The following is a 17,692-nucleotide window of genomic DNA, read 5'->3' on the forward strand; positions in this document are numbered from 1 at the left end:
GAGCGTGGCTCGGTTCTACCTGCCACCAGCGACACATTGCCTACCGACGCACGATCGCCAGCACGTCATCCAGCAGTGCTGCCGCGGTGACGTCGGCGCCGGCCCCCGGCCCCTGGATCAGCAGCGGCTGGGACTGGTAGCGATCGCTGTGGATGGCGACGCGGTTGTCGGTCTGTGCGCCGCCGGCCAGGGGGTGGTCCTGCGGCAGGATGCGCAGGCCCACCGAGGCACCGTCATGGTCGAAACCACCGACGAAGCGCAGGCAGCCGCCCTGCCCGCGTGCCTGCTGCCAGGCCTGCTGCAACGGCGCGTCCAGCAGCGACAGCTGCGCCAACGCATCGGCTGGCGCCAGCTGCGCCAGCGCCGCCGGCACCAGCGAATCCACCTGCACCTGCTCGGCACGCAGCGCGATGCCGCTGGCCCGCGCGAGGATCAGCAGCTTGCGGCGGACGTCCTCGCCGGACAGGTCCACGCGCGGGTCCGGCTCGGTGTAGCCCGCCGTTGCGGCCTCGCGCACCCACGCGGAAAACGCCCGCTGGCCATCGTAGTGGTGGAACAGCCAGGCCAACGACCCGGACAGCACGCCTTCCACGCGATGGATGCGGTCGCCCCCGGCCACCAGCGAACGCAGGCTGCTCAGCAATGGCAGCCCCGCCCCCACGGTGGCGCTGTCGCCGTAATGCGCCGCGCCGCCGTGGCCACTGTCGGCAATCGCCTGCGCGCGCGCCAGTTGCGCGCCGCGCCCCAGCTTGTTGGCGGTGACCACGTGCACGCCGCGCGCCAGCCAGTGTTCGTGCCAGTGGGCCACCTCGTCGCTGGCGGTCGCATCCACGACCACGTCGCCGCGCTGCAGGCCTTCCGCCTCGGCCCACGGCTGCAGGGCCGGCGCCCCGCGCGTGGCCAGGTTGGCCTGCTGCAGTTCGTGCTCGGGGGCCTGTTCGCAGGCGCGCGCCGTGCGTGAATTGGCCAGCCAGGAGAACGCGGGCAGCAGCAGGCCACGCGCCTGCAGCGACTGGTAGCGCTGCACGAAGGCGGTCCCGACCGTGCCGGTGCCGAGCAGCGCCAGCCGCCGCCCGCGCGTGGCAGGCGGATGCAGGTCCAGCACCGCGCTCATGCATCCACCTGTTTGCGCAGCGCCGCCTTGGCGTGCAGGTCGATCACCGCCTGCGCGCGCTCCAGCCCGGCCTGCAGGTCGGCAACCAGGTCCTCGGCGGCCTCGATCCCTACCGACAACCGCAGCAGGCCGTCGCTGATGCCGGCGTGCGTGCGCGCTTCGGGGGTCATCGCCGCGTGGGTCATGGTGGCCGGATGCGCGACCAGGCTCTCCACCCCACCCAACGACTCGGCCAGGGTGAAACAGCGCAGGCCATCGACGAAGGCGCGCACCGCCGCGTGCGGGTCATCGCCCGGGCACGAGGCCAGCTCGAAGGACAGCATCGCGCCGAAGCCGTCCTGCTGGCGCGCCGCGATCGCGTGCCCGGGATGGTCGGCCAGGCCCGGGTAATACACCTTGGCGACCGCGTCGCTGGCCACCAGCAGGTCGACCACCTCGGCGGTGTTCTCCTGGTGCGCGCGCAGGCGCGCGCCCAGCGTGCGCAGGCCACGCAGGGTCAGGAAGGCATCGAACGGCGAGCCGGTCAGGCCCAGCGCGTTGGCCCACCACACCAGCTGCTCGTGCACCGCCGGATCGCGTGCGATCACCGCGCCGCCGACCACGTCGCTGTGGCCGTTGATGTACTTGGTGGTCGAATGCAGCACCACGTCCGCGCCGAACGCGATCGGCTGCTGCAACGCCGGCGACAGGAAGGTGTTGTCCACCACCACCTTGGCCCCGGCCCTGTGCGCGGCATCGATGACGAAACGCAGGTCGGTGATGCGCAGCAGCGGGTTGGACGGGGTCTCGATCAGCACCAGCGTCGGCGACTGCGCCAGCGCGTCGGCCAGCGAGCGCGGGTCGGTCAGGTCGGCGGTGATCAGGCCGAAGTGGCCCTTCTTCGCCAGCGCGTTGAACAGCCGCCAGCTGCCGCCGTAGGCGTCGTGCGGCACCACGAGGGTGTCGCCCGGCTGCAGCAGCGCGTTGAGCACCAGGTTGATCGCGCCCATGCCGGTGGAGGTGATCACCCCGCCCGCGCCGCCTTCCAGCTCGGCCAGGGCCTCGCCCAGCAGGTCGCGGGTCGGGTTGCCGCTGCGCGTGTAGTCGTACTGGCGCTTGTTGCCGAAGCCATCGAAGCTGAAGTTGGAGGACAGCACGATCGGCGGGGTCACCGCGCCGTGGGCGGTGTCGCGGTCGATGCCGGCGCGCACGGCGGCGGTGACGCGGCTACAGGTCGGCTCGGTACCGGTGGACTGGCTCATGCGGTTTCTCCCAGGGAACGGATGGCGGTGGCGAGGATCGCGTCGATGCGATCGGTTTCTTTGAGGAAGGCGTCGTGGCCATAGGGCGAGCGCAGCACGCGCAGGCTGCCGCGCGGGCCCAGCCCTTCGACCAGGCCGACGCAGTCGGCCAGCGGCACCAGGCGATCGCCTTCCACGGCGACCACCACGGTGGGCACGAGCAGCGCGGCGGGGTCGACGCGGTGCAGGTCGATCGATTCGGACAGCCGCAGGTACGCATCCACTGCGGTGCGCGCCACGTACTGCGCGCCGGCCGCGTCCAGATAGTCCTCGGCGGCCACGCGCACGCGGCCGTTGACCAGCTCCGGCGGCGCATCGAAACGTTCGCCGAACTCCTCCGGGGTGCGGTAGCTGAGCATCGCGAACTGGCGGGCCAGCGCCAGCCCATGGCTTTCGGCACACTGCAGCTGGCCCAGCGCCACCGCACGCCGCTGCAGCGCGCGCCAGGCGGCGGCATACGGATGCGGGCGGTGCGCGCCGCTGACGGCAACCAGCTTCAGCAGGCGCTGGCGATGGCGGATGGCGAACTGCTGGCCCACCAGTGCACCGTAGGAATAGCCGACGAAGCACTGCAGCTGGGCGATGCCGAGATGGTCGAGCAGCAGGGCCAGCGCATCGGCCTGGTCGGCAGTGTCGATCGGCACGTCCAGCGCCCCGTCGGCGCCGATGAAGTCGAACGCCAGCACGCGCAGCGACGCCGGGTCCAGCGCGCGACCCGGGGCAACCAGCCCGTCGGCCCAGCCCTTTTCGGGGAAGTCCACATTGGCGGCCACGTGGCGGTGGGCGGAGATGCCACCGGCGAGGACCACCACCGGCGCGCCGGCACGGCCGACCAGCTCATAACGCAGGCGCACCGGGCGCACCCCGGCGTGGCGCATCGACAGCACCGCGGCGATCTCGCCGCGCACGGCGTGCGGGTGGGCGTCGAGCGGGACGCTGATCGGGGCGAAGGCGTCGGTGGCAACAGCGGTAGCGGTGGCGAAACCCATGGCGGTATCCAAAGTAGGAAAACGGCCATCGAGCTTTCGCGGAGCTCGCGTTCGAGGTGCACGCACGGTGCACGGGTCGAACCATCTTTCGGAAGACGCCAACGGTCTCCGCAGGATTTGGCACCTACGCAGGTCGCTTGCGCGTCTGCGGGCTGCCCCGGCTTCAAAGGGCCTGTCCCTCTGCCGGTCTCGATGGTGGAGCCACGATGCCAGCCCTTTCCGCATATGTCAATCCTTTCATCGGGATGAAGCGATATAGTTTTTTCTCATCAGGCCGGCGGCCCCGCCCCGCCGCACGGGCTTGGCCGCTTTCCTGAACAGAGGCAGTTGCGTACAGTCGCCGCCATCGCCATCGGAAGCCCGCCATGCGCCGCACGCTGTTGCTGACCCTGCTGCTGTCCCCCCTGGCCGCCCAGGCCGCGTCTCCCGCCGACGCCACCGCGTGGCGTGCCGGTTGGGGGCTCGTCGATCAGGCTGCGGCCGACCGGCCGACGCTTACCGGCGGTGCCGGCATCGCCACGGTCAGGCTCGACGGCGGCGGCGGCCACTGGCAGGCACGGGTGGACAACCACCTGTTCGGCCCGGTCCAGGTCGCGCTGCGCCAGCCGACCGGCGCCGCCGCCCTGCCGGGCCTGCCGCTGCAGACGGTGCTGGCGGGCTCGGCCAGCGTGGTGGTCTCGCGCCTGCAGCTCCCGGCCGAGGTGCCGCGGCTGGACCTGCTGCTGGATGCGGTGCCCGGCGACCCGGCCGCCAGCCCGCAGGACGTCGCCTACCTGCTTCCGTTCGACGCCAGGCGCTTCCAGGTCACCCAGGCCCCGCGCGGGCGCTTCAGCCACACCGATGCCGAGAACCGCGACGCGGTCGACTTCGCCCTCGCCGAAGGCACCCCGGTCCTGGCCGCGCGCGCCGGCCGGGTCATGCAGGTGCAGGGCAACTTCCACGAAAACGGCCGCGATCCGAGCCGCGACCGCGAGCGTGCCAACTTCATCCGGGTCCTGCACGAGGACGGCAGCATGGCCGTCTACGCCCACCTGCAGGCCAACGGCGTGCTGGTGCGCGGCGGCCAGCGGGTCGAGGCCGGCCAGCGCATCGGCTTGTCCGGCAACACCGGCTACAGCACCGCCCCGCACCTGCACTTCGTGGTCCAGGCCAATCGCGGCATGCAGCTGCGTTCGGTGCCGGTGCGGATCGTGGCCCCGCAGGGCGAGCTGCACTTCGCCCGCGAGAGCGACAGCGACGGCGCGCCGGGCGCACCCTGACCCCGGTTGCGTCCAGCCCCCGCTATACTGGAGGGCTCATCTCCAAGAAAAGCGCCCCGGGCGGGCGCGTCACGCCATGTCCGAAGTCGCCAACGAAGCCGCGCGCCGCCGCACCTTCGCCATCATTTCCCACCCTGACGCCGGCAAGACCACGCTGACCGAAAAGCTGTTGCTGTTCGGCGGTGCGATCCAGATGGCCGGCTCGGTGAAGGGCCGCAAGGCCGCCCGCCACGCCACGTCCGACTGGATGGCGCTCGAAAAAGAGCGCGGGATCTCGGTCACCTCCTCGGTGATGCAGTTCCCCTACGAGGGCAAGATCGTCAACCTGCTCGACACCCCCGGCCACGCCGACTTCGGCGAGGACACCTACCGCGTGCTCACCGCGGTGGACTCGGCGCTGATGGTGATCGACGTGGCCAAGGGCGTGGAAGAGCGCACCATCAAGCTGATGGAAGTGTGCCGCCTGCGCGACACCCCGATCATGACCTTCATCAACAAGCTCGACCGCGAGGGCAAGGAGCCGATCGACCTGCTGGACGAGGTCGAGAGCGTGCTCGGCATCCAGTGCGCGCCGGTGACCTGGCCGATCGGCATGGGCCAGCGCCTGAAGGGCGTGGTCCACCTGATCAGCGGCGAAGTGCACCTGTACGAACAGGGCCGCAACTTCACCCGCCAGGATTCGACCATCTTCCCGTCGATCGACTCGCCGGGCCTGGCCGAAAAGATCGGCGAGCGCATGCTGGCCGACCTGCGCGACGAGCTGGAGCTGGTGCAGGGCGCCAGCCACCCGTTCGACCTGGCGGCCTACCTGGCCGGCAAGCAGACCCCGGTGTTCTTCGGCTCGGGCGTGAACAATTTCGGCGTGCAGCCGCTGCTGGACTTCTTCGTCGAGCACGCGCCGTCGCCGCAGGCCCGCGCCACCACTGGCCGGGTGATCGCCCCGGAAGAATCCAAGCTGACCGGCTTCGTGTTCAAGATCCAGGCCAACATGGACCCGCAGCACCGTGACCGCGTGGCCTTCATGCGGGTCTGCTCGGGCCGCTTCGTGGCCGGCATGAAGACCTTCCACGTGCGCACCGGCAAGGAAATGAAGCTGGCCAACGCGCTGACCTTCATGGCCAGCGATCGCGAGATCGCCGCCGAGGCGTGGCCGGGCGATGTGATCGGCATCCACAACCACGGCACCATCTCCATCGGCGACACCTTCACCGAAGGCGAGGCCGTCAGCTTCACCGGGATCCCGAACTTCGCCCCGGAGCTGTTCCGCCGCGCGCGCCTGCGTGATCCGCTCAAGCTCAAGCAGCTGCAGAAGGGCCTGGCCCAGCTGTCCGAGGAAGGCGCCACGCAGTTCTTCCGCCCGCTGATGAGCAACGACCTGATCCTCGGTGCAGTCGGCGTGCTGCAGTTCGACGTGGCCGCCTACCGCCTGAAGGACGAGTACGGCGTGGAAGCCACCTTCGAGCCGGTCAGCGTCACCACCGCGCGCTGGGTGACCTGCAGCAACGAGAAGAAACTGGAGGAGTTCCGCGAGAAGAACGCGGGCAACCTCAGCATCGACGCCGCCGGGCACCTGGTGTACCTGGCACCGACGCGGGTCAACCTGCAGCTGGCGCAGGAACGCGCGCCGGATGTGCGCTTCGCCGCCACGCGCGAAGCGGCACACAGTATTTCGGTGTCCTGACACGGCGACTGAACAGGCGCGCGTGCATGCGCGCGCCAACGCGGCGATGATAGGGGGGAGCGGGTCCCCCCTCCCCGCATTGTCGATCGCCATGACTACAGTTGCTTCGGTACGTGAAGAAATCGCCAGCGCGCTGACCCACGGGCTCGGCGCGGTGGCCGCGCTCGCCGCCAGTGCGGTGCTGATCACCCTGGCCGCGATCTACGGCGATGGCTGGCAGTTGGCCAGCGCAATCGTGTTCGGGGTAGCGCTGCTGCTGTTGTACACCGCCTCCACCCTGTACCACGCGGTCCAGCACCCGGTCGTCAAGGGTCGCCTGAAGGTGTTCGACCATTGCGCGATCTACCTGCTGATCGCCGGCACGTACACGCCGTTCACTCTGATCGGGCTGCGTGGCGGTCCGTGGGGCTGGGGCATGTTCACCGCGATCTGGGCGCTGGCCTTTGCCGGGGTGATCTTCAAACTGTTCTTCACCGGCCGCTTCAAGCTGTTGTCGACGATCATCTACATCGCGATGGGCTGGATGGTGATGGTGGCGATCAAGCCGATGTGGGCCTCGATCGATGGCTGGACGCTGGGCTGGCTGCTTGCCGGCGGCCTGTCCTACACGCTGGGCACCTATTTCTACCACCGCGAATCGATCCCCTACTCGCACGCGATCTGGCACCTGTTCGTGATCGGCGGCAGCGTCTGTCATTTCGTTGCGGTGACGGCGCAGATTCTTTGAGGGCTTGATCCGACGCCTCCAAAGCAAAAAACACCCCACCCTGACACCATCCTTACCAATGCTTCGCGCCCCCTGCACGATGAACAGGCAAGGATGGAGCGCGTGAACACTGTCGACTCCCCCGCTCCGTCCCCTGCCGCCCGCCGTTGGCGCTGGCAGCGTCCTGGCAAGCGCGGGCAGCGCTGGCTTGCCCTCTTCTTGTTCCTGTTCGCGGCCCTGCTGCTGTTGATCGCGCTCTGGGACTGGAACTGGTTCAAGGGCCCGGTGGAGCGCGCCGTACAGGCCAAGACCGGTCGCGCATTGCACATCAATGGCGACCTCGACGTCGACCTTGGCCGCACCACGACGATCCGCGCCGACCGCATCACCTTCGCCAACGCCGACTGGGCCAAGACCCCGCAGATGGCCAGCGCCGACCGCGTTGAAATCGCCCTCCGCGTCTGGCCCCTGCTGCGCGGCCAGGTCCACATTCCCGAGGTGCGCCTCACCCGCCCGGACCTCCTCCTCGAAACCGGGCCCGGCAAGGACACCCCCGGCAACTGGGACTTCCTCGGGCCGTCCACCGGCAACCCGCCGCAACTGCAGCGCCTGCGCATCGATGATGGCCGCCTGCAGTTCCTCGACGCCGCCGGCCGCACCGACGTGCTGGTCGCCCTCAACAGCGGCAAGCCGCGGAACGAAGACAGCGCGCCGCCGCTGCTGGTCAAGGGCAAGGGCCGCTGGAAGGGCAACGCCTTCTCGCTGGACGGCAACACCGAATCACCGCTGGAACTGACCAACAGCGACCACCCGTTCCGCATCCATCTGGACGGGCGCGCCGGTGGCACCCATGCCATCGCCAGCGGCACCCTCACCAACCCGTTCGCCCTGCGCGTGTTCAACCTGCAGCTGATGCTCAGCGGCCAGGACATGGAAGACCTGTTCCCGCTGATCGGCGTGGCCATGCCCTCCACCCCGCCATACCGCCTCAACGGCCGGCTCAAGCGCGACAACGACATCTGGCGCTACGAGGATTTCACCGGCACCGCCGGCGACAGCGACCTTGGCGGCACCGCGCAGATCGATGTCGGCGGCGCGCGCCCGTTCCTCAAGGCCGACCTGGTGTCCAAGCGCCTGGACTTCGATGACCTCGCCGGCTTCATCGGGGCCCCGCCGCGCACCGGCGCCGGCGAAACCGCCAACGCCGAACAGAAGGCCAAGGCGGCTGCTCTCGCCGCCCGCGCCCGGATCCTGCCCGACACGCCGTACAACCTCACCAAGCTGCGCGCCATGGATGCCGACGTGCGCTGGAAGGCACAGCGCATCAATTCGCCCGCGCTGCCGCTGGACGACATGGACGCCCACCTCAAGCTCGACGCCGGCCTGCTGCGCCTGGACCCGCTCAACTTCGGCGTCGCTGGCGGCGACATCCGCAGCACCATCCGCATGGACGCGCGCAAGGACACCATTTCCACGCAATTGAAGGCCAGCCTGCGCAACATCCAGCTCGGCAAGCTGATGCCCGATTCCAAGCTGGCCGAGCAGGCCTCCGGCGGCGTCAGCGGTGACGTCGACCTGGCCGGCAGCGGCAACTCGGTGGCCGCCATGCTCGGCAGCTCCGACGGCAACGTCGCTGTCGGCATCGGCCGCGGGCATGTCGGCAACCTGATCATGGAACTGGCCGGCCTGGACGTCGCCGAGTCGCTGAAATTCCTGTTCACCGGCGACAAGCAGATTCCGCTGCGTTGCGCGTTCGGCGACTTCGGCGTGGACAACGGCGTGATGACCTCGCGCGCGCTCGCCTTCGACACCAGCGATACGCTGATCGTCGGCAGTGGCACCGTGGATCTCAGGCAGGAACAGCTGGACCTGCTGCTGCGCCCGCGCCCGAAGGACATCAGCATCCTCGCCCTGCGCTCGCCGCTGCGGATCGGTGGGTCGTTCAAGGATCCCTCGTTCCGCCCGGACTTCAAGGCGCTGGGCCTGCGCGGCGCGATCGCCGTCACCCTGGCCACCATCACCCCGCCAGCCGCGCTGCTGGCCACCTTGGAAACCGGCCCCGGCAAGGACACCAACTGCGGCGGCCGCTACGCGAAGTAACGCGGGCTGGCCCATGCTGCCCGGATACCCGCGCCAGCGGGCTCGTTCGTCGTCACGGCGCCGCACGTGCGGCGCGCGTGCAGGTCACCCGGCCACGATGTACTGCTGCAGCTGGTCCAGCTTCTGCGCCTGTTCGTCGATCACCGACTTGACCAGGTCACCGATCGAGATCACCCCGACCACGCTGCCCGCCTCCACCACCGGCAGGTGCCGGATGCGGAAGTCGGTGACCAGTTGCAGGCAGTGCTCGACCTGTTCGGTCATCGCCACCGTCACCACCTTGGCGGTCATGATGTCGCTCACCCGCGTGGTCCGCGAGGAACGTTCGTGCAGCACGATCTTGCGCGCGTAATCGCGCTCGGACAGGATGCCGACCAGTTGCCGGCCGTCCATCACCACCACCGCGCCGATGCCCTTGTCGGCCATCAACCGGATCGCGTCGATCACCGCCGCGTCCGGGGCGACCGCGAAAACCTCAGGGGACTTGCCTTCCAACAGCTGCCGTACCGTGGTCATCTCGCTGCTCTCCACCGATGGGATGCAGGCCCGAGTCTGCCACGAACGGTGCATGCCAGGTGTCAACCAGGTACAGCGGGCGCTGCTTGGATTCCTCGTACAAACGCCCCAGGTATTCCCCGATCAGGCCCAGCGCGATCAGCTGCACCCCGCCCAGGAACAGGATCACCGCCATCATGGTCGGCCAGCCCGCCACCCGGTCGCCGTACAGCGCGGCCTTGGCCACGATCCACATGGCGAACACGAACGCGAAGCCGGCAGCGGCGAGGCCCAGGTAGGTGGTGATCCGCAAGGGCGCGGTGGAAAAACCGGTGATCCCCTCCAGCGCGAAGTTCCACAGCTTCCACAGCCCGAACTTGCTCTCCCCCACCAGCCGCGCATGGCGGTGGTAGGGCAACGCCTTGCGCCGGAACCCGACCCAGCCGAACAGCCCCTTCATGAACCGGTGGCGTTCACGCAGCTGGCCCAGGGCGGCCAGCGCGCGCGGCGACAGCAGCCGGAAATCACCGGTGTCGGCCGGGATCGGCGTTTTCGACAAGCGCCCGATCACCCGATAGAACACCTTGGCGGTGGAACGCTTTAGCCAGCTTTCGCCGTCCCGCACCAGGCGCGTGCCGTACACGTTGTCGTAGCCCTGTTGCCACAACGCGACGAAGTCGGGGATCAGCTCGGGCGGATCCTGGCCATCGGCATCGAGGATCATCACCGCGCCGTCGTCGACGAAATCCAGCCCGGCGGTCAGTGCCGCCTCCTTGCCGAAATTGCGCGACAGGCGCAACACACCGACCGAGGCATCGGCCTCGGCCAGGGCCTGCATCACCGCCCAGGTGGTGTCGGTACTGCCGTCATCCACATACAGCACGCGGCCGTCGATGCCCGCCAGGCCGTCAAGCACCGCGCGCAGGCGCGGGTGCAGCATCGGCAGGACCAGGGCCTCATTGTGGGCGGCAACGACGACGGTAAGGCGCTGGGGATTCATGCGGCGATTGTAGCGTCAGCCCATCACCTGCATGAATGCTCAATCCTCGCCGAGGTAGGCGTGACCGCCCAGCTGCCGCGCCTGGCGCTGGATCCAGGCCGCGCGCCGCTGCACGTACGGGCCCGGCCTGGCTGCGTTGTAGCGGCGAGGCGCGGGCAGCACGGCCGCCAACCGCGCGCTTTCCGCCGCGCTCAGGCGCGCCGCGTCCTTGCCCCAGTACTGGCGGGCCGCCGCCTGCGCGCCGTAGATGCCATCGCCGAACTCGGCGATGTTGGCGTACATCTCCAGGATCCGCGCCTTCGGCCACAGCGCCTCGATCAGGACCGTGTACCAGACCTCCAGGCCCTTGCGGACCCAGCTGCGTCCCTGCCACAGGAACAGGTTCTTGGCCACCTGCTGGCTGATCGTGCTGGCCCCGCGCAGGCGCCCGCCCTTTGCGTTGTGGTCGCGCGCCTTCTCGATCGCCTGCAGGTCGAAGCCATTGTGCTCGGGGAAGCGCTGGTCTTCGGCGGCCACCAGGGAGATGGGCAGGCTCGGGGCCATCTGGTCCAGGTCGCGCCACTGGTAATGAAGCCGGTAGTCCCACTCGCCCTGGCCGAGCGCCTCGCCGTAGCGCCACAGCATCACCGTGGACAGCGGCGGGTCGACGAACCGCAGCACCAGCACCTGCAGCACGCTGAAGGCGGCGAACAGCACCGGCAGCCACAACAGGCGCTTCCAGTGCCAACGCCGCGGACGCGACGGGTCCAGGCCTGGCTCGGCCTTGAGGTTGCTGCGCTCTGCCCCCATTAGTGGTGCATCCTTTGCTTGCACGATTGTCGGCGCATTATCCGGCAACCGCCCCCCTTTAAGCGCAGCCACCGAACCGATGACCGCCCAATCCGACACCCTTGTCCGTTTCCTGCTTCCCGATGCCGGCGTCCGCGGCGTGCACGTGCACCTCGATGCCACCTGGCGCGAGATCCTGTCCCACGCCACCTACCCGCCGGCCGCCGCCGAGCTGCTCGGCGAGGCCAGCGTGGCCTCGGCGCTGTTCACCGGCCACACCAAGGTCGACGGACGCCTGTCGATCCAGCTGCGCAGCAACACGGCCATGCGCACCCTGTTCGCCGAATGCACCGCCGCCGGCACCCTGCGCGGGATCGTGCAGCTGGCCGAGGGCGGTGGCGACGCCCCGCGCGACCTGACCGCGCTGGGCGACGACGCCCTGCTGGCGATCACCATCGAGAACCCCGGCCTGGACCCGCGCGAACCGCAGCGCTACCAGAGCCTGGTCGGGCTGACCGCCGCAGGCCTGGACGAGGCCTTTGAAGACTACTTCCGCCAGTCCGAGCAGCTGCCCACCCGCCTGCTGCTGGCCGCCGATGGCGAGCGTGCCGCCGGCCTGCTGCTGCAGAAGCTGCCGGGGGACGAAGGCGACCACGACGGCTGGTCGCGTGCCAGTGCGCTGTTCGAGACCCTGGGCAAGCAGGAACTGCTGGAGGTGGCCGGCAACGTGCTGCTGCACCGCCTGTTCCATGAAGAGAAGCCGGAACTGCTGGGCGAACGCCCCCTGCGCTTCGACTGCTCCTGCTCGCGCGAGCGGGTCGAGGGCATGCTGCAGTCGCTGGGGGAAGCCGAGGCCCGCGCCGCCGCCGAGCCGACCGGGGCGGTGGAAGTGCGCTGCGAATTCTGCGGACGGGAGTATCACTTTCCCTTGACGGAATTCGCCATACTGTTCAGCGATGCCGCCGTATCCGCGCCGGCACCTGAACGGCTTCAGTAATCGCCGCACGAGTTTTGTTCTGGGGAGAACCAAGACTTGTTAAGAAATCATAAACATCCTAGGATCAATCTCCCGCTTCGGCGGGAACTTGTGCTCACCCCTGCTGTCTGAGAGTTCCCATGCGCTCCCTTCTGCGTCTACCGCTGGCCCTTGTGATCGCCCTTGCCGCGATCCCGGGCGCGCATGCGCAGACCAAGCCCCGCCAGGACAGCACGGTGCTGCCGGTGTGGAACAAGGGCAGCGGCAAGGTCGAGGCCCTGCTGTACCTGGAGCCCACCGGCGAACAGTCGGCCGGGGCACGCTGGCATTTCGGCCGCAGCTCGCTGGATGCCGCCTTCGGGTTGTCCTCGGGCGATTCGCTGGGCCTGCTCTGCAACAGCAGCCGCGGCACCAGCATCAGCGGCCTGGCCAGCCATTGCATGCTGGCCAGCCTGGGCGACGACGACGACACCACCTCGATCAGCCGCCGGGTCACCGGCACCGCGGCCTTCAACCGCCCGGGCGGGCGTGTCGGCATCACTGCCGGCAGCGGCCGCGACACCCTGCCGGCCTGGCTGGCAGCGCCGAACAAGTCGCCGGCGCTGCGCGCCGAGCAGAATGACCTGACCGTGTTCGGCCAGAAGAACATCGGCCGCGAAGGCTTTGTGTCCATTGGCGGCACCTACGCCAAGGCGCGCCTGGTCCCGCTGTCCGACGCCTCGCCGGCCATCGTGGACCGCTGGGACAGCAAGAGCCTCACCATCGGTGCCGGCTACGGCAACTTCAGCGGCAACATCATCGGCCGCGTGGTCGATGTGCCGGGGCAGCCCGGCAAGTGGGAAGGCCTGGGCGTTGGCCTGACCTGGCGGACCCCGTGGAGTGGCCAGCTCACCGTCGGCGCCGAAAACGTCATTACCCGTGGCAAGAACCCGTTCGCACCGCGTAACGAGAGCACCGACGAAGGCACCGTGCCGTACGTCCGTTACGAACAGGATCTCTGAGCCCCCCGCATCCGGCGCGCCCGGAGTGTGTCGAAAGAAACGCGCCCGCCGGCGCGTTTTTTTTGGTTCTTCCTTCTGCGCGCGAGGCACGCACGACGCGCAGGGTGAGCCCCTCCAGGGCACCGCGGCCTGGCGGTGGACCGGTCGGCGATGCCGCAGCAATGGCGTTGATGCCTGATTTCAATAGGATTTCGCGCCCGCGCGGTGACATGCATTGGCTGCGCGCGTCAAGGCATGACCGTGCCCAATGACGTGATGAGACACGCGTTGATACAAACCGTGACAAATCAATTGCAACTATTTTCTTCACCATTGCTTAACCAACGAGACGAAATTGGGCAATGTGTAGGGTGATGTGATTGATTTGGAAGGAGTTTGAAACAGGTGAAGTCGCTCACAGCCTGTATTAACGCGACTTTAATTCTTGGGAATCCGCAGTTACTATCGAGTCAGCCTCGTGGTTGTTGGCGCTGCCGTTTTGGTGCCGCTACAGGCAAACACCCCAGTGAATACCCAAGATTCCCTTGGAGAGAGAGAGCAATGAACTTTAAGTCCAACAAGCTGCGCGACGCGGTGATTGTCGCGCTGGTCGCGAGCGCCGCCGCCGGCGGCACCGCCCAGGCCCAGGAGGCCACCGGCGCAACCAACCTGGATCGCATCCAGGTCACCGGTTCGCGCATCCGTTCGGTCGACGTGGAAACCGCGCAGCCGATCTTCACCGTGTCCTCCGAGGACATCAAGAAGTCGGGCCTGGTCAGTGTCGGCGACATCCTGCAGAACCTGTCGGTGTCGGGCACCCAGAACTTCAGCAAGGCTGCGGTGCTGACCTCCAACCCGGAACAGGGCGGCCAGTACGTCAACCTGTACAACCTGAACGAGAACCGCACGCTGGTGCTGGTCAACGGCAAGCGCTGGACCTCCAGCCTGGCCGGCTACACCGATCTGTCCACCATTCCGAGCGCGCTGATCGAGCGCATCGAAGTGCTGAAGGACGGCGCCTCGGCGATCTACGGCTCCGATGCCGTCGCCGGCGTGGTCAACATCATCATGCGCTCGAACTTCGAAGGCGCTGAAGCCTCCGCGCTGATCGGCCAGAACGGTCGCGGCGATGGCCAGAAGCAGTCGTACTCGTTCACCGCCGGCACCACCGGCGAGCGTGCCTCGATCGTGTTCGGCGCCAGCTACACCAAGGAAGATCCGGTGTGGGCCAAGGACCGTGAGCTGACCCGCTACACCTACGGCCCGAACTTCCCGTACGCCGGCCTGAGCGCCACCGGTCCGTGGGGTCGCTTCTCCGATCCGCGCGCCGAAGGCACCCCGGGCGCCGGCAACTACCTCAACGACGATGGCGATATCGTCGGTGCCGCTGACGGCGTCTGGACGCCGAACATGCAGGTCATCAACCACACCGGCACCTTCGATGGCGTCGGCGTCGGCGCGGACTCGCGCAACATCGCCAACTACCACGCCGGCGTGACCCGCGACGACCGCTTCAACTCCACCCAGCAGATGATGCTGCAGCAGGAGTCGGAGACCAAGTCGATCTTCACCTCGGTGGGCTACGAGTTCAATCCGAACATCAGCTTCAAGTCGACCGTGATGTACTCCGAGCGCGACTCGACCCGCCAGGTCGCCGGCTACCCGCTGAGCGCCAACGCGCAGCCGACCTACCCGGTCTACATCAGCGCCGACAGCTACTACAACCCGGTGGGCGTCGAAATCACCGACTGGTACCGCCGTACCATCGAGATTCCGCGCGTCTCGCAGAACAACGTGAAGTCCTACCACTTCGACGGCGCGTTTGAAGGTGCCTTCGACGTCGGCTCCCACGGCTGGAACTGGGACGTGGGCATGAACTACAACAAGTTCGATGTCACCCAGATCAGCACCGGCAACATCAACCTGCTGGCCCTCGAAAAGGCCCTGGGCCCGTCGTTCCTGAACAGCCAGGGCGTGGTCCAGTGCGGCAGCGCGCTGAACCCGATCGCGCTGGGCACCAGCCTGTCGGCCGGCCAGTGCACCCCGTTCAACATCCTGGGCGGCCCGTCGGCCTCCACCGCCGATGCGCTGAAGTACGTCAACACCATCAGCCAGGCGACCCAGCAGAGCGTCAGCAAGCAGTACTTCGCCAACATCACCGGCGGCCTGTTCGACATGCCGGGCGGCGCGGGCGAATTCGCCTTCGCAGCGGGCGTGGAACACCGCACCGTCGAAGGCTATGACTACCCGGATCAGCTGTCCGCTGCCGGTTACACCACCGATCTTGCTGCCGGCGCCACCAGCGGCCGCTACAAGACCGATGAAGTCTACCTGGAGCTGATGATCCCGGTCCTGAAGGATCTGCCGTTCGCCAAGGAACTGTCGTTCGACGTGGCCAGCCGCTACTCCGACTACGACCGCTTCGGTGACACCACCAACAGCAAGTTCAGCCTGACCTGGAAGCCGGTCGAAGACCTGCTGGTCCGCGCCACCTACGGCAAGGGCTTCCGCGCCCCGACCCTGGACGACACCTTCGGTGGCGGTTCGCAGACCTTCGATTACTTCACCGATCCGTGCGACTCGCTGCTGGGCATCCGTACCGGTAACGCGACCGCGGCTGCCCGCTGCGCCGGCGAAGGCCTGCCGGCCAACTTCCGCCAGGAAGACAGCGCAGGCGCGCCGGTTGCCGCCCGCGAAAGCCAGAGCATCGCGCCGTTCCAGGCCGGTGTGGGTAACGCGGATCTGGAGCCGGAATACAGCAAGACCCGCACCGTCGGCCTGGTGTTCAGCCCGCGCTGGGTCCAGGGTCTGGACTTCTCGCTGGACTGGTACAAGATCACCATCGACAACGTGATCACCGCCGTGTCGGCGACCTACGTCCTGCAGCAGTGCTACAACGGCGTCGATTCGTTCTGTAACTACACCCGTGACGCTGCCAGTGGCCAGGTCGTTTCGCTGAGCCGCGGCAACACCAACCTGGGTTCGCTGGAAACCGAAGGCTACAACTTCGGCGCCAACTACCGCCTGCCGGAGTTCGCGGTCGGTCAGTTCTCGGTGCACCTGGACAGCAACTACCTGGTGGCCTACCGCCAGAAGAGCGATGCCACGGCCGACTGGGACAACTACGCCGGCTACTGGAACTTCCCGCGCGTGCGCGCCACCCTGGGCGTCAACTGGGCCAAGGGTGACCTGTCGGCACAGTGGAACATGCGCTACTACGGTGGTTACCGCGACTTCTGCTTCGATGGTTCGGCCGAGCAGTGCAACGACCCGACCTACCTGACCCCGAACGGTGGCTGGGGCGGCGGCGAAGGTGCCAACAAGAAGGGCTCGATCTCCTACCAGGACGTCTCGGTCAGCTGGGCCGCGCCGTGGAATGGCACGGTCACCGTCGGTGCGCGCAACATCTTCAACAAGCAGCCGCCGATGAGCTACTCGCAGACCAACAACAGCTCCGGTTCGATCGATCCGATGCTGGACTTCGACCGTTACTTCTTCATGCAGTACACCCAGCGCTTCTGATCGCCGCTGCACGCGATCTGATGTCCTGAAGCAACGGCCCCGAAAGGGGCCGTTGTCTTTTCCGGCCCACGTACATCGTGCGCAGCGGCCGGACACGAAAAAGGCCGCGTCTCCGCGGCCTTTTCGCTTGCAACCCGGCGCTGCTTCAGCCGATCGGGATCAGCGTCTCGATCACGTGCTCCACATACGCCTCGAAATCCTCGCGCGCCTGCTTGGGCTGCTGCAACTGCAGCGACAACTGCAGGAAGCCGACGTAGGCCGCATAGGCCAGGCGCGCGCGGTGCTGCGCATCGGTACGGCTCAGGCCGGCCTGGCGGAAGGAGGCCACCAGATACTCCAGGCGGCGGTGCGACACGCGGTCGATCACCGGGCGCACCATCGGGTGGTCCAGCGCCTTGAGCAGCTCGCTGTAGATGATGTGCGGCTGCACTTCGTGGGCCACCACCTGGAACAGCTGCCGCAGGCGCACGCGCGGGTCCGGCACGTCTTCGAGGCTGCCGAACACCTGCTCCTGCTCGAACAGCTCCCAGCGCTCCAGCGCCGCCTGCAGCAGGGCATCGCGCGAGGGGAAATGCCAGTAGAAACTGCCCTTGGTCACCCCGAGGCGACGCGCCAGCGGCTCGACCGCCACCGCACCAACGCCTTGTTCTGCAATGAGGTCCAGGGCGGCCTGGGCCCAGTCTTCCGCGCTCAGGCGGCTGTTGCGGCCGGCACGTGGCTCGCCGGCGGAAGCGTCAGGTTCATTCATGCCGACGATTTAACCATACGCCGGGGTCCGTGTCCGCCAAAAGCGCGGTGCGGGACCGTGCCCGGGCCCTCGCC

Annotated in this window: 14 protein-coding genes and 1 riboswitch; of the genes, 7 read left to right on the plus strand and 7 right to left on the minus strand. The window is 68.0% G+C overall.

Annotation, left to right across the window (positions count from 1 at the left end; all coding sequences use genetic code 11):
- Positions 1–40: 40 nt before the first annotated feature.
- From M2421_RS09360 to M2421_RS09370, 3 genes are read right to left on the minus strand one after another with little or no spacing between them, the layout of a single operon-like run.
- Complete coding sequence (locus M2421_RS09360; protein WP_259206233.1) at positions 41–1,114, minus strand: homoserine dehydrogenase; 1,074 nt, start codon at positions 1,112–1,114, stop codon at positions 41–43.
- Positions 1,111–2,355 (minus strand): O-succinylhomoserine (thiol)-lyase, encoded by a 1,245-nt coding sequence (locus tag M2421_RS09365; RefSeq protein WP_259206234.1) that lies wholly within the window; start codon positions 2,353–2,355, stop codon positions 1,111–1,113. The genes M2421_RS09360 and M2421_RS09365 overlap by 4 nt, the downstream gene beginning before the upstream one ends.
- Positions 2,352–3,383 (minus strand): homoserine O-succinyltransferase, encoded by a 1,032-nt coding sequence (locus M2421_RS09370; protein WP_259206235.1) that lies wholly within the window; start codon positions 3,381–3,383, stop codon positions 2,352–2,354. Before M2421_RS09370 ends, M2421_RS09365 begins: the two co-directional genes overlap by 4 nt.
- A 78-nt stretch (positions 3,384–3,461) precedes the next feature.
- Positions 3,462–3,582, minus strand: a riboswitch (SAM riboswitch).
- Positions 3,583–3,748: 166 nt separating this feature from the next.
- Here M2421_RS09370 and M2421_RS09375 point away from each other — a divergent pair.
- The 4 genes from M2421_RS09375 (at position 3,749) to M2421_RS09390 (ending at position 9,129) form a co-directional block, all read left to right on the plus strand.
- A complete protein-coding gene (locus M2421_RS09375; RefSeq protein WP_259206236.1) occupies positions 3,749–4,642 on the plus strand; it encodes a M23 family metallopeptidase in 894 nt (297 codons plus the stop codon).
- A 76-nt stretch (positions 4,643–4,718) separates the two neighbouring features.
- Entirely contained in the window at positions 4,719–6,323 is a 1,605-nt protein-coding gene (locus M2421_RS09380) for a peptide chain release factor 3 (RefSeq protein WP_259206237.1), read from the plus strand.
- Between the two features lie 85 nt (positions 6,324–6,408).
- Positions 6,409–7,050, plus strand: coding sequence for a hemolysin III family protein (locus tag M2421_RS09385; RefSeq protein ID WP_259206522.1), 642 nt, complete (start codon positions 6,409–6,411; stop codon positions 7,048–7,050).
- A gap of 93 nt (positions 7,051–7,143) precedes the next feature.
- Positions 7,144–9,129, plus strand: coding sequence for an AsmA family protein (locus tag M2421_RS09390; protein ID WP_259206238.1), 1,986 nt, complete (start codon positions 7,144–7,146; stop codon positions 9,127–9,129).
- Positions 9,130–9,213: 84 nt separating this feature from the next.
- Here M2421_RS09390 and M2421_RS09395 read toward each other — a convergent pair whose 3' ends face one another.
- From M2421_RS09395 to mtgA, 3 genes are read right to left on the minus strand one after another with little or no spacing between them, the layout of a single operon-like run.
- Entirely contained in the window at positions 9,214–9,645 is a 432-nt protein-coding gene (locus M2421_RS09395; RefSeq protein WP_259206239.1) for a CBS domain-containing protein, read from the minus strand.
- Entirely contained in the window at positions 9,605–10,624 is a 1,020-nt protein-coding gene (locus tag M2421_RS09400) for a glycosyltransferase family 2 protein (RefSeq protein ID WP_259206240.1), read from the minus strand. Before M2421_RS09400 ends, M2421_RS09395 begins: the two co-directional genes overlap by 41 nt.
- Positions 10,625–10,663: 39 nt before the next feature.
- Positions 10,664–11,413, minus strand: a complete 750-nt coding sequence (mtgA, locus tag M2421_RS09405) for a monofunctional biosynthetic peptidoglycan transglycosylase (RefSeq protein WP_259206242.1) — start codon at positions 11,411–11,413, stop codon at positions 10,664–10,666.
- Between the two features lie 79 nt (positions 11,414–11,492).
- Here mtgA and M2421_RS09410 point away from each other — a divergent pair, with 79 nt between their 5' ends.
- The 3 genes from M2421_RS09410 (at position 11,493) to M2421_RS09420 (ending at position 16,870) form a co-directional block, all read left to right on the plus strand.
- A complete protein-coding gene (locus M2421_RS09410; protein ID WP_259206244.1) occupies positions 11,493–12,389 on the plus strand; it encodes an Hsp33 family molecular chaperone HslO in 897 nt (298 codons plus the stop codon).
- A gap of 119 nt (positions 12,390–12,508) precedes the next feature.
- Entirely contained in the window at positions 12,509–13,369 is an 861-nt protein-coding gene (locus M2421_RS09415; RefSeq protein ID WP_259206245.1) for a hypothetical protein, read from the plus strand.
- Between the two features lie 540 nt (positions 13,370–13,909).
- On the plus strand, positions 13,910–16,870 hold the full coding sequence (locus tag M2421_RS09420) for a TonB-dependent receptor (protein ID WP_259206246.1): 2,961 nt from the start codon (positions 13,910–13,912) through the stop codon (positions 16,868–16,870).
- Positions 16,871–17,015: 145 nt separating this feature from the next.
- On the opposite strand, the gene M2421_RS09425 is transcribed toward M2421_RS09420, so the two are convergent.
- Positions 17,016–17,618 (minus strand): TetR/AcrR family transcriptional regulator, encoded by a 603-nt coding sequence (locus M2421_RS09425; RefSeq protein WP_259206247.1) that lies wholly within the window; start codon positions 17,616–17,618, stop codon positions 17,016–17,018.
- Positions 17,619–17,692 lie beyond the last annotated feature (74 nt).

This window comes from Stenotrophomonas sp. BIGb0135, from assembly GCF_024810105.1.
GTDB lineage: Bacteria > Pseudomonadota > Gammaproteobacteria > Xanthomonadales > Xanthomonadaceae > Stenotrophomonas > Stenotrophomonas maltophilia_AB.